9 protein-coding genes are annotated in these 13,268 nt (G+C 64.1%); 7 read left to right on the forward strand and 2 right to left on the reverse strand.

All coding sequences use genetic code 11. The annotated features are described in order from the left end of the window. Positions 1 to 143 precede the first annotated feature (143 nt). From I6L38_RS21720 to I6L38_RS21730, 3 genes are all read left to right on the forward strand, one after another. Positions 144 to 2,402 carry a patatin-like phospholipase family protein gene (locus tag I6L38_RS21720; protein ID WP_043171609.1) on the forward strand — a complete coding sequence of 753 codons (2,259 nt, stop codon included), beginning with the start codon at positions 144 to 146 and terminating at the stop codon, positions 2,400 to 2,402. A gap of 228 nt (positions 2,403 to 2,630) precedes the next feature. Next, positions 2,631 to 5,228, forward strand: coding sequence for a bifunctional aconitate hydratase 2/2-methylisocitrate dehydratase (acnB, locus tag I6L38_RS21725; RefSeq protein WP_043171608.1), 2,598 nt, complete (start codon positions 2,631 to 2,633; stop codon positions 5,226 to 5,228). Between the two features lie 164 nt (positions 5,229 to 5,392). Further along, a complete protein-coding gene (locus I6L38_RS21730; protein ID WP_216989606.1) occupies positions 5,393 to 6,967 on the forward strand; it encodes an EAL domain-containing protein in 1,575 nt (524 codons plus the stop codon). 4 nt (positions 6,968 to 6,971) lie between these two features. Here I6L38_RS21730 and I6L38_RS21735 read toward each other — a convergent pair whose 3' ends face one another. Then, entirely contained in the window at positions 6,972 to 7,880 is a 909-nt protein-coding gene (locus I6L38_RS21735) for a LysR family transcriptional regulator (RefSeq protein WP_216988923.1), read from the reverse strand. A gap of 76 nt (positions 7,881 to 7,956) precedes the next feature. Here I6L38_RS21735 and I6L38_RS21740 point away from each other — a divergent pair, with 76 nt between their 5' ends. From I6L38_RS21740 to mdtD, 4 genes are all read left to right on the forward strand, one after another. Further along, positions 7,957 to 8,574, forward strand: a complete 618-nt coding sequence (locus I6L38_RS21740; protein WP_017788221.1) for a LysE family translocator — start codon at positions 7,957 to 7,959, stop codon at positions 8,572 to 8,574. A 123-nt stretch (positions 8,575 to 8,697) separates the two neighbouring features. Next, a complete protein-coding gene (locus tag I6L38_RS21745; protein WP_216988924.1) occupies positions 8,698 to 10,092 on the forward strand; it encodes a D-arabinono-1,4-lactone oxidase in 1,395 nt (464 codons plus the stop codon). Positions 10,093 to 10,101: 9 nt separating this feature from the next. Next, positions 10,102 to 11,229, forward strand: a complete 1,128-nt coding sequence (locus tag I6L38_RS21750; RefSeq protein WP_216988925.1) for a GTP-binding protein — start codon at positions 10,102 to 10,104, stop codon at positions 11,227 to 11,229. Positions 11,230 to 11,290: 61 nt separating this feature from the next. Next, complete coding sequence (gene mdtD / locus I6L38_RS21755; RefSeq protein ID WP_042006217.1) at positions 11,291 to 12,679, forward strand: multidrug transporter subunit MdtD; 1,389 nt, start codon at positions 11,291 to 11,293, stop codon at positions 12,677 to 12,679. A 9-nt stretch (positions 12,680 to 12,688) separates the two neighbouring features. Here the strand turns inward: mdtD and I6L38_RS21760 are convergent, their stop codons facing one another. Beyond that, entirely contained in the window at positions 12,689 to 13,171 is a 483-nt protein-coding gene (locus I6L38_RS21760) for a YbaK/EbsC family protein (RefSeq protein WP_017788220.1), read from the reverse strand. Positions 13,172 to 13,268: the final 97 nt, after the last annotated feature.

Consider the following 13,268-nt stretch of genomic DNA (forward strand, 5'->3'; position numbering starts at 1 on the left):
CTCACATTGCCGCCTGACCGGGCCGTACCCGCCTGCGTCGGAATGCGCGCCGATAACCCTGCCAACTGTTGCGGTTCGCTTTGCGCACCTTATAGTAGGCTTCACTGCCTAGCTGGCTCGCCCTGGATTCAATGGAAAATCATATGCGCATCTTTCGTCGAGGATGGAACCCCCTGTTCCTGATTTTGCTGGCCTGCCTGCCGCTGATGGCGGCGGCCCAGTCCGAGCGGCCCAAAATTGCCCTGGTACTCAGCGGCGGCGGCGCCAAAGGGTCGGCCCACATCGGCATCCTCAAGGTGCTGGAGCAGAAGCGCATCCCGGTCGACATCATAGTGGGCACCAGCATGGGCTCCTACGTGGCGGGCATGTACGCCATGGGGCTCAGCGCCGAAGAGGTGGAGCGCACCACCCTGGCCATCGACTGGAACAAGGGCTATCAGGACAAGGTAGGGCGCGACGAACTCTCCCTGCGCAAGAAGCAGCAGAGCGAACAGTACCAGCTGCGCACCGACATCGGCATCAACGGCGACTCGGTCCAGTTCCCCGACGGCTTCTTCCAGGGCCAGTCCATGGCCAGCCTGCTGCGCCACGCCACCTCCAACCTGCCGGTACAGAAGAGCTTCAACGATCTGCCCATTCCCTACCGCGCCATGGCCACCGACATGGAGACGGTGACCCCCTTCGTGCTGGACCACGGCAGCCTGGCCAAGGCGATGCAGGCCTCCATGTCCATTCCCGGCGCCCTCAAACCGGTGGAGTGGGAGGGGCACATCCTGGCCGATGGCGGTACCGTCAACAACATGCCGGTGGACGTGGCCAAGGCGATGGGGGCCGACGTGGTGATCGCGGTGGACATCAGCGCCAGGCTGCGCACCCGCGAGTCCCTGAAGTCGGGGCTCGCCATGATCGACCAGCTCACCACCTACATGACCCAGGTTGGCACCGAGAAACAGAAGGCGCTGATGGGGTCAGACGACATTCTGCTGACGCCCGAGTTTGGCAACATGGGCATCGCCGACTTCGCCCTGATGCCGGAGGGGATCAAGCTCGGGGAGGAGGTGGCCAACCGCGCCTCGGCCCGGCTCGACAAGCTCTCCCTCTCGCCGGCCGCCTATGCCGCCTATCGCAACCAGAAGCTGAGCCGGCGTGCCGAGCGCAGCGGCCAGCCCGCCTACTACATCGACAAGGTGGAGATCATCAACAAGTCCCGTCTCTCCGACGAGACGGTGCGCGCCATGCTGAAGGTGCGTCCCGACAAGATCCAGACCAACGAGAGCCTGGAGGCAGGCATTCGCCGGCTCTATGCGCTGGAGTCGTTCGATCGCATCACCTACGAGGTGGTGGAGCGGGGTGGCGAGAACGTGCTGGTGGTTGACGCCAGCGAGAAGAACTGGGGGCCGGGTTACCTCAACTTCCAGTTCGGCTTCTCCGATGACTTCGAGAGCAGCTCCAACTACAACGTGGGCATGTCCTACACCCTCACCAACGTCAACGACTGGGGGGGCGAGTGGCTGACCGAGGCATCGCTCGGTACCGCCAAGCACTTCAAGACCGACTTCTATACCCCGCTGGAGCCCTCCCAGACCTTCTTCGGTGAGGCGAGCCTGGCCTATGACAAGACCCAGCGCCGCATCTTCATGCCCGAGGAGACGCGGGCGGCCGATGGGGTGAGCTATGTCGACTCCGAATACAGCTTCACCAGCGTCGATCTGGCGGTGGGCTGGAATCGTCAGCCCTGGAGCCGTCTCTCGCTCGGGCTGGAGGGAAAAATGGGGGATATAGACATTCGCAACGTGGCGGATGCCAAGGTGGATGCCTCCTCCTGGGGCCCCTATGTCCGTTTCGAGCACGACACCCTCGACAGCCGCTACTTCCCCTATCAGGGCGCCTACTGGGACATCAAGGGGGGTTACTCCGCCGTCCGGCTGGATGACAGCAGTGACATCAATGATCGCTACGAGGGGGTCAACTACCACCTGGCGATGATCAAGCCCTGGTCCTGGGACAGACACAGCCTCAACCTGCTGCTGGAGGGAGGGGGCTCCACCTCCCAGGAGGAGTACCCGCTGTTCGTGCAGGATCTGGGCGGACTGTTCCGCATGTCCGGCTTCCAGCGCTACCAGCTGAGCGGCCGCTACAGCCTGTTTGGCGGGCTGCGCTACATCTACCGGGTGGCTGACAACGACTTCGGCGCGCTGCGGGCCCCGCTCTATCTGGGGGGCTCCATCGAGCAGGGTGGGGTGTGGAACAGCGGCAGGGATATCAGCGTGGAGAGCTCTTTCACCGCCGGCTCCGTCTACGTCGGGGTGGAGAGCTTCCTCGGCCCCATCTTCCTCGGCTACGGCATGGCGGAGGGGGGCAACGACATGTTCTATCTGCAATTGGGCAGCACGTTCGAATAACGGGAAAATGATGCCTTTTTGTTAACTTATTTATGGTGTGCCATTTATCCGCTTGTAAAACATCAGCAAGTTTAGATGGTTATGTTGTTTTGGTGAATATATGTACAGACCTTGGATTTTAATTAGTCGTTAAAACTTATATAGTGGGGGGCACCCTACGGGTGTCCCGCAAGGACGATCGCCGCGAGCGTGGGCGAACCCCAAAAAAAGACCAAAGAGGAATTAGTCGTGCTTGAAACATACCGTAAACACGTCGCAGAACGTGCCGCCGAAGGCGTGGTTGCCAAACCTCTGGACGCAGAGCAGGTCGCCGCCCTGGTTGAACTGCTCAAGAACCCGCCCGCCGGTGAACAAGACTTTCTGAAAGAGCTGTTGTCCTCCCGTATTCCCCCAGGCGTTGATGAAGCGGCCTATGTCAAAGCCGGTTTCCTCACCGCCGTTGCCAAGGGCGAAGCCCACTCTCCCATCCTCACCGCTGCCGAAGCCGTCGAGCTGCTCGGTACCATGCAGGGTGGTTACAACATTCAGCCGCTGATCGACCTGCTGGACGACGCGACCCTGGCTCCTCTTGCCGCCAAGGGCCTCTCCCACACCCTGCTGATGTTCGACTCCTTCCACGACGTGGAAGAGAAGGCCAAGGCCGGCAATGCCCACGCCAAGCAGGTGATGCAATCCTGGGCCGACGCCGAGTGGTTCCTCTCCCGCCCCGAATTGGCCGAGAAGATCACCGTCACCGTGTTCAAGGTGACCGGCGAAACCAACACTGACGATCTGTCACCGGCGCCGGACGCATGGTCCCGCCCGGACATTCCGCTGCACGCGCTGGCTATGCTGAAGAACGTCCGTCCCGGCATCACCCCGGACAAGGATGGCGTCATCGGCCCCATCAAGACCATCGATGCCCTGAAAGAGAAAGGTTTCCCGCTGGCTTACGTGGGTGACGTGGTCGGTACCGGCTCTTCCCGTAAATCCGCCACCAACTCGGTGCTCTGGTTCATGGGCGACGACATTCCGTTCGTGCCGAACAAGCGTGCCGGCGGCGTTTGCCTGGGTGGCAAGATTGCCCCCATCTTCTTCAACACCATGGAAGATGCCGGCGCCCTGCCCATCGAGGTGGACGTCTCCAAGCTGGAAATGGGCGATGTGATCGACATCTACCCGTATCAGGGCAAGATCTGCAAGCACGGCACCGACCAGGTGCTGGCCCAGTTTGAACTGAAGACCGACGTGCTGATCGACGAAGTGCGTGCCGGTGGCCGTATTCCGCTGATCATCGGCCGTGGCCTGACCGACAAGGCCCGCGAGGCGCTGGGTCTGCCGTTCTCCACCGTGTTCCGTCGTCCGCAGCCTGTCGCCGACACCGGCAAGGGCTTCACCCTGGCCCAGAAGATGGTGGGCAAGGCGTGCGGCGTGAAGGGCATCCGCCCGGGCACCTACTGCGAACCCAAGATGACCACGGTCGGCTCCCAGGACACCACGGGCCCGATGACCCGCGACGAGCTGAAAGACCTGGCCTGCCTCGGCTTCTCCGCCGACCTGACCATGCAGTCCTTCTGCCACACCGCGGCCTATCCCAAGCCCATCGACGTGCAGACTCACCACACCCTGCCGGACTTCATCATGAACCGCGGCGGCGTGAGCTTGCGTCCGGGTGACGGCGTCATCCACTCCTGGCTGAACCGCATGCTGCTGCCGGATACCGTGGGTACCGGTGGTGACTCCCACACCCGTTTCCCCATCGGCATCTCCTTCCCGGCGGGCTCCGGTCTGGTGGCCTTCGCCGCCGCCACCGGCGTGATGCCGCTGGACATGCCGGAATCCGTGCTGGTGCGCTTCAAGGGCGAACTGCAACCGGGCATCACCCTGCGTGACCTGGTCCATGCCATCCCCTACGCCGCCATCCAGAAAGGGCTGCTGACCGTCGAGAAAGCAGGCAAGAAGAACATCTTCTCCGGCCGCATCCTCGAGATCGAAGGTCTGCCGACCCTGAAGGTGGAGCAGGCGTTCGAGCTGGCGGATGCCAGCGCCGAGCGCTCCGCCGCCGGTTGCACCATCAAGCTGGATAAAGAGCCGATCATCGAGTATCTGAAGTCCAACATCGTGATGCTGAAATGGATGCTCTCCGAAGGCTACGGCGACGTGCGCACCATTACTCGCCGCATCAAGGGGATGGAAGAGTGGCTGGCGAATCCGGTGCTGATGGAAGCGGACAAGGACGCCGAGTATGCCGAGATCATCGAGATCGATCTGGCTACCATCAAGGAGCCGATCCTGTGCGCGCCGAACGATCCGGACGACGCCCGCCTGCTGAGCAGCGTGGCTGGCGACCAGATCGACGAGGTGTTCATCGGTTCCTGCATGACCAACATCGGCCACTTCCGTGCCGCCGGCAAACTGCTCGAGAAGTACCAGGGCGAGCTGCCGACCCGCATGTGGATCGCCCCGCCCACCAAGATGGACAAGGATCAGCTGACCGAAGAGGGCTACTACGGCATCTTCGGCCGGGTCGGTGCCCGCATCGAAATACCCGGCTGTTCCCTCTGCATGGGCAACCAGGCGCGGGTAGCGGAAGGGGCCTCCGTGGTTTCCACCTCCACCCGCAACTTCCCGAACCGTCTGGGCAAGGGTGCCAACGTCTATCTGGCTTCTGCCGAACTGGCTGCGGTTGCCGCCATCCTCGGCAAGATCCCGACCGTGGCCGAGTACCTGCAGTATGCCAAGTCGCTGGATGCCACTGCCGCCGACACCTATCGCTACCTCAACTTCAACGAGATCGCCTCCTACACCAAGAAGGCCGATGCGGTGATCCTGCAGCAAGCGGTATAAGGGGAGGCGCCGACAGGGCGCATCCGTATTGACTCCAAGCCCCGGCCCGTGCCGGGGCTTTTGTTTGTCTCGCTGTCAGCAGCTGGTCAATCTTTGCGCATGTTAGGGCCTGATTCAGCATCGGCTGTTAAGGTGGGCTGCCATGTTTGCCGTATGGTCCCGCCATGTCGATGTCGCCGCTCAACCTGGATTTCTCCCGTACCTGGCTAAGGTTCGGATGCACCTTGCTGCTGTTCATGCTGCCCTTTTCGCTCGGGCTGTGGACCATCTACCAAGGTCATCTGCAGACGCTGGATCGCCAGTCGCAACGCTCGGCCCGGCAGGCGGTCACCCTGATGGAGACCATGCTGACCCACGCAGAGGAGGCCAACCAGGCCTTGCGTCCCTTCGTTGACAAACCGTGCGAGCAGGCCCTGTTCACCCTGCGCCAGCAGGTGGCGCTGGTGCCCTTCGTGCGCACCGTCAACCTGGTGGGGGAGCAGGGGATCTACTGCAACTCGCTGTTCGGTGCTATCCAGTGGCCGGATCGGCTCGAGCACTACAGCGGTGGCCGGCTGCGGTTGATGGCCGGCAATCAGGTGCGGGCCGATCACCCCCTGCTGGCGCTGCGCGACAGCGAGGGCAAGGGCGCCATCTTCAGCACCATAGACGGCGACTACCTGCGCTTCATGCTGGTGCTGAGTGGCCACCCCTGCACCCTGCTGCTGCACGTAGGCAAACAGTGGCTGGATGAGCGGGGCGTGCTGAGTGAAGAGCCACAGGCGCCCTCCATGCTGGCCGGCCATGAGATCCGCTCTGCCCGCTACCCGCTCTCCATCTATGCCGGGCACGAGCTCCCTTCGCTCTGGCGCTCCCTCTGGCAGACCCGCCCCTGGGCCATCCTGCTGTTGCTGGGGATCTGCTTCGGTTTTGCCCTGCTCATCTGGTGGTTGCTGGGGCGACCCCGTTCCCCCGGGATCGAGCTGGCCCGTGCCCTGCGCAACCGGGAGTTCGTACCCTATCTGCAACCGCTGGTGGAGGCGGGGAGTGGTCGGGTGATGGGAGGCGAGGTGTTGATGCGCTGGCAACACCCGACGGCCGGGCTGATCCGCCCCGATCTCTTCATCCCCCAGGCGGAGGCGAGCGGCTTGATCGTGCCGATGACCACCCTGCTGATGGAGGAGGTGGCCCGCGAGCTGAGCATGGCGCGAGAGCTGGTGCCCCACGGCTTTCACATCAGCTTCAACATCAGTGCCGTCCACTGCCGCGACATGACGCTGCTTGCCGGGTGCCGGCGCTTCCTCGATCACTTCGCGCCTGGCCAGGTGGTGCTGGTGCTGGAGCTGACCGAGCGGGAGTTGCTGGTGGCGGATCCCAAGACGCTGGCGCTGTTTCGCCGGCTCGACGAGATGGGGGTCAGGCTGGCCATCGACGACTTTGGTACCGGCCACTCCAGCCTGCACTATCTGCAGCAGTTCCATGTGGACTATCTCAAGATAGACAAGTCATTTATCGGCAGGATCGGCACCGAATCCCTCTCCGAGCACATAGTCGACAACGTGATCGATCTGGGAACCCGGCTCGGTCTCGCTCTGGTGGCCGAGGGGGTGGAGACGCGCCGGCAGGCCGACTACCTGAGGGGCAAGGGGGTCGACTACCTGCAGGGCTATCTGTTTGGCCGCCCGCTGCCGCTGCGCGAATTTCAGGAGGTGCTGCGCCACTCCTGCGTCGATCCCGCGCGGCAGGCGCTCTCGGCCTGAGTCGTCAGGTGAGGGCGTGCAGCCACTCCGCGAGCCTGGCGTGGGCACTGCCAGGGGCGGGAGGCGCGGGGGCGAGCAGGTGATAGCCGGTGCCATCCGCAATGAAGCCGAGCGGCGCTACCAGCAGGCCGGCTTCTATGTCGTCGCACACCTGCCGGTAGGGGCCGATGGCGACTCCCAGCCCGGCAACCGCCGCCTGCAGGCTGAAGTAGAAGTGCTCGAAGGTCTGCCCCGGTGCCTCCTCGCCGGCGGACTGGCCGGCGTGCTGCAACCACTCCTGCCAGGCCCCCGGCCGGGTCTTGGTGTGCAGGCGGGGGGCGCCAGGGCGCAGGGCCGGGCCGTTGGCCCCCGTTTCGAAGAAGTGCGCCACCTTGCCCGGCTGGCAGACCGGCCCGGTCAGCTCCTCGAACAGCGGCTGGCTGTAGAGCTCGGCGGGCCACTGGAAGTCGTTGCGCCGGATGGCGAGATCGACGCCGCTGCCGAAGTTGAGGGCGCCGCCACCGGCCATCAGGTGCACGTCCAGCTCGGGGTGCAGGGCCTGGAAGGCGGGCCAGCGCGGGATCAGCCAGCGCATCAGCAGAGTCGGCTCACAGGAGATGACCAGCGAGGATGGCCGCCCCTGCTGGCGCAGTGCCTGCGCCGTCTGGCGGATGCCGCTCAGCCCCTCCCTGACCGCCTGATAGAGCCGTTCGCCCGCCTCGGTCAGAAAGACCCGGCGCTGGCGCCGCTCGAACAGCATGACTCCCAGATCCTCCTCCAGCAGGCGCACCGCCCGGCTGACGGCGCCGTGGGTGAGGTGCAGCTCGTCGGCAGCGCGGCTGAAGTGTTCGGTGCGGGCCGCCACCTCGAAACAGCGCAGCGCGGTCAGGGCGGGCAGTGACAGGTTTTTCTGTGAATTATTCTCACCGTTCATGTCAGAAGTTATCGTTCGTTATTGGCATCATGGCCAAATAAAATAGCCGATATTCCATGTAATCAGGACTATTTTCATGACCGAACTGTTAGCCGTAGTGGCCATTACCTTCTTTGCCGTCATCAGCCCCGGGCCCGACTTCGCCATGGTGTCACGCAACAGCCTGCTGCTCTCGCGCCGCAGCGGGGTGCTGACGGCGCTCGGCATAGGTGCCGGGGTCTGCGTGCACGTCACCTACACCCTGCTCGGGGTGGGGCTGCTGATCCAGCAGTCGCTCTGGCTGTTCAATCTCATCAAGCTGGCGGGGGCCGCCTACCTCATCTTCCTCGGCATCAAGATGCTGCGGGCCAAACCGGCGAGCGCCGAGGTGCTGGCCGAGCAGCCTGTCCTCTCCAGCCTGGGGGCGCTGCGCACCGGTTTTCTGACCAATGTGCTCAACCCCAAGACCACCATCTTCATCGTCAGCCTGTTCATGCAGGTGGTGCAGCCGCAGACGCCGCTGGCGGTCCAGCTCGGTTACGGCGCCTTCATCGTGCTGGCCCACGCCGTCTGGTTCAGCGCGGTGGCGATCTTCTTCTCCACCGACTCGGTACGGGGTCGGCTGCTGGCGGTGCGCCACTGGATTGATCGGGTGTTTGGCGCTCTGCTGGTGGGATTCGGCATGCTGTTGGCACTGACCCAGCAGACGCGCTGAGGCGAGGGGAGAGGCGCTCTCCCCTATCCACCCCCGACTGTAGGGGCTTGTTTTTCATGCCTTGTGGTCCGCTTTTCGGTAGAATTGGCGCTCATTTTGACGTCAATAAAGATGAGGGGCGGTATGACGGTCAGGTTCCAGGCATTTCACAGCATCAAGGCGATAGGTCAGCGGGAGGTGCTGTTCAACTGGTCCAGGACCAATCCCCTCGGCGCACTGGAGCAGGTGTGGCGTCCGAAGAATCGCGACGAACTGCAGCAACTGCTGCGGGAAAATCCCGAGCGCAAGCTGCGCCTCATCGGCTCCGGTCTCTCCTTCGAACCCATCCACAGCGTCTATGCCGAGGGCAGCCAGGCGCTGCTGGTAGACTTGCACCACCTGCGCGGTCAGCTAGGGCAGACCGCCGACACCGTCACCTATCAGGCGGGCACCCCGCTCGACACCGTCTACGCCGATCTCATCGCCATGGAGCGTATGCTGCCGGCCTCCCCCGGCGTCATCGGCATCCAGACCCTGGGCGGTGCGCTCAGCACCGGCACTCACGGCCAGGGGCTGCACCAGTCCGCCCTCTGTGATGCGGTGGCGGCCCTGACCGTGATGTTGGCCAGTGGCGACATCATCCGGGTGGATCGTACCGACCCCCGCTTCGGTGCCTTCGTGATGGGGATGGGCATGCTCGGCATCCTGCTCGACGTCACCCTGCAGACTGTGCCCAACCGCATCATGCGCTGCACCAAGTTCACCACCGACTACCCCTTCCTGCTGGAACACAACGAGCGGCTCAACCGCGAGCACGCCTTCGTGAAAAGCTGGTGGTTCGCCTGGACCGGCGAGAGCCACATCTGGCTGGTGGACCCCGCCTCTGAGGAGGAGGTGGCCCGCTACCGCGCCGGTGGCAGCGAGCCGCTGCTGCTGGAGGGCGACATCGACGCCCGCATGAATGCCACCATAGATGCAACTCTGCAGAAGATGGCCAAGGACACCAAGGATGAGGCGCTGGCCGGCGAGCACTTCGAGACGGTGCGCCGCTTCAAGGATGCCTCCGATCTGGTGGGCAACGTCTACCAGATCCTCTGCAAAGGGATCCCGGCGCCCCAGATCAACTGCGAGGTAGCGGTGCCGCTTAATCGCATGAACGAGGCGCTGGAGACCCTGCAGGCGTGGCAGCAGGCCAACCCCGGCGTGCTGCACTACCCCTTTATCCTGCGCTGCACCGGCCCCTCCAAGGCCTGGCTCAGCGCCGCCTATGATCAGTCGGTGTGCTGGATCGGGTTCCTGGTCTATCTGGCGGCGGACGGCACCTTCGTCAACGGCTCCATGGAGCAGATGCGCGAGCTGCAGCAACTGCTGGTGCCGCTTGGCGGCATCCCGCACTTTGGCAAGCACCTGGCGATGGATCTCTATGACTTCCCGGCCCTGCTGCCGCGCTGGCACGACTTCCTGGCCCTCAAGGGCGAGCTCGACCCCCACGGCCGCTTCGAAAACCGCTGGCTCGCCAACCTGTTTGCCAACCGGTAAGGATCTGACATGACCGATATGCAAGATACCCGCATCCCAGTGACCCTGCTGACCGGCTTTCTCGGCAGTGGCAAGACCACCCTGCTCAACCACTGGGTCAAGCAGCCCGAGCTTGGCGAGTGCGCTGTACTGATCAACGAGTTCGGCTCGGTGGGACTGGATCACCACCTGGTGCAGCAGGTGGACGAGCAGGTGGTGCTGCTCGATTCCGGCTGCATCTGCTGCTCGGTGCAGGGCTCTTTGGTGGAGGCGCTGCAGGGGCTGTTTATGAAGGCCATTCAGCGCAAGATCAAACCGTTCAAACGACTCATCATCGAGACCACAGGCCTCGCCGATCCGGCCCCCGTGCTCTTCACGTTGAGGGAAGAGGGCTTTATCGCCCAGCGTTACCGCTTCGACGGCACCGTCACAGTAGTGGATGCCGGCCATATCGAGCAGCAGCTGGCGGCTCAGTATGAAGCGGTGAAACAGGTGGCGCTGGCGGATCTGCTGGTGGTGAGCAAGGGCGACCTGGTGGATGAGGAGACGCTGGCACGGGTCGAAGCCCAGCTGGCGACCCTTAACCCGGCGGCCCCCGTCGAGCGGGTCAGCAACGGGGTGCTCTCGCCCGCCGTGCTGGAGAAGCTGGGGGCCTACAACGAGGCGGCCGGGCGCGACGTGCGCCAGCTGCTGGCCTGGCTGCGCACCGAATCCCCGAAACAGGGGCTGGCCTCGCCGATGCAGCCGAAGATGAAGCCGTTCGCCGCCAAGGTGGGCACGGCTGCGCCGACCCACTTCGAGCACGGCAATATCGAAAGTTTCTCCCTGCGCATCGGCGAGCCGCTCAAGCCCTCCCGCCTGCTGGCCGCCATCGACGCGGTGCAGGCGCAATACGGCGATGCCCTGCTGCGGCTCAAAGGCATCTTGCAGCTGGAAGGGGAGAGCCAGCCGGTGGTGATCCACGGCGTCCACGGTCAGCTCTATCCGCTGCAGGTGCTGGGGGAGTGGCCGGAGGGCAAGGCCCAGTCCCGGCTGGTGTTCATCGTAAAGAGTCAGGACAAGGCGGGCATAGAGCGGTTGTTCCTTGATACCCTCAAGGCGCCCGAGCCCAGCCTGGAAGAGCAGCTCAGAGCCATGCTCGGCCAGCCTGATGCCTGATGTAATGAGATGACCCGCGCTTGTGCGGGTCTTTTTTTGTCTGAAGAGGAGGTGGCTGCAGATGCCCGATAGCACACACATGGTGACCCCTGCCCAGCGCAAATGGCTGCCGCCGCTCACGGCGGTCGGTTTCTTCATGCAGACGCTGGATGGCACCATCCTCAACACCGCCCTGCCCAGCATGGCCGAGACCCTGGGCGAGAGCCCGCTGCAGATGCAGTCGGTGATCATCGCCTACATGCTGACGGTGGCGCTGCTCATTCCCGCCTCCGGCTGGCTGGCGGACCGATTCGGTACCCGGCGCATCTATCTGGCCGCCATCCTGCTGTTTACCCTGGGCTCTCTGGCCTGCGCCGCCGCCAACTCCTTGCAGATGCTGGTGGTGGCCCGGGTGCTGCAGGGGATCGGTGGCGCCCTGCTGATGCCGGTCGGCAGGCTGGCGGTACTGCGGGTCTACAACAAGCACGAGCTGCTGCGGGTGATGTCGTTCGTCACCATCCCCGGCCTGGTGGGGCCGCTCATCGGCCCGGCGCTGGGGGGCTGGCTGGTGGAAGTGGCGAGCTGGCACTGGGTGTTTCTCATCAACCTGCCGGTGGGGTTGCTCGGCTTTATCGCCAGCTGGTACTTCATGCCGGACTTGCGCCAGAGCACGGCCAAGTTCGACTGGCAGGGATTCGTGATGTTCAGCGCCGGCATGGTGCTGGTGTCGGTGGGCCTGCAGGGGCTGGGGGAGCACAGCATCTCCACCGGCTGGGCGCTGTTTGCCCTGCTGTTCGGGCTGGCCGCGATGGCGAGCTACTGGCTCTACGCTGCCAATGCCGAGGAGCCGCTGTTCGGGCTGGGACTGTTCAAGACCAGCACCTTCGCCATCGGCATCTGGGGCAACCTGTTCGCCCGCCTCGGCAGCGGCGCCATGCCGTTTCTCACCCCGCTGTTTCTGCAACTGGGGCTCGGCTTCTCGCCGAGCAAGGCGGGGATGACCATGATCCCCACCGTACTGGGGGCCATGCTGACCAAGACGCTGGTGAACAAGCTCATTCCGCGCATCGGCTATCGCCGCATCCTGATCGGCAACACCCTGGCGCTGGGGGTGATGATCGCCAGCTTCTCCCTCATCGACAACCAGCTCCCCTACGGGGTGCTGCTGGGCTGGCTGATGGTGTTCGGCGCCATCAACTCGCTGCAGTTCTCCGCCATGAACACCCTGACCCTGCAGGATCTCAGCCCGGAGTTCGCCAGCAGCGGCAACGGCCTGCTATCGGTGGTGATGCAGCTCTCCATGAGCCTGGGGGTGGCCATCGCCGCCAGCCTGCTGGGGCTCTTCTCTGCCGGCTCGTCGGCGGCGGATGGCCAGTGGCTGGGGGGCTTTCACCTCACCTACCTCTGCATCGGCCTGATGTCGATGCTGGCGGCGCTGATCTTTGCCCAGCTGGCGCGGGACAAGCGCTGAGTCGCGGGCTCAGGGGGCCGGCAGGTAGCTTACCTGGCAGGGCAGCTGGGCCAGCAGTCCGGCCAGGTGGGCGGTTTCCAGCAGGAAGGTCTGCTCGGGGTGGCCCGGCGTCCAGGTAAAGGCGTGGTGGGTCATGAGCACGGGATCCACCAGCAACGGGATGTCGGCGCGGGGCAGGAAGGGGCAGACTGCGCCCGGCAGGCAGCCGATCTCGGCCTGCATCTCGTCGGCGGTGCAGATGGAGGGCTTGGCGCCGAGCGCCGCCTTGACCGCCTTGTTGTCGAGCCGGCCATCCCTGTGGGTCAGCAGCAGCGCAAAGCGGCCATCCTTGAACTTGAGAAACAGGGTCTTGCTGAACTCGGCCTGCCAGCCGAGGCGGGCTCTCACCTTTTCATCGGTGGCGTAGTCGAGGATGGGCTCGTGCTCGAAACGCTGATGGGGCAGTTCGGCCAGCAGCCGGCAGTTGAAGTCGTGAATGGTATCGAGTGGCATGGGGTTCTCCTGTGATGGCGGCCATCCTGCCACTTGCCGCGGCACAGGCCCAATCACGGTTTCTTATCCGTTATCAGCTCCGTCCATCAACGACAAG

It is taken from the genome of Aeromonas sp. FDAARGOS 1408 (assembly GCF_019048665.1).
GTDB classification, from domain to species: domain Bacteria; phylum Pseudomonadota; class Gammaproteobacteria; order Enterobacterales; family Aeromonadaceae; genus Aeromonas; species Aeromonas dhakensis.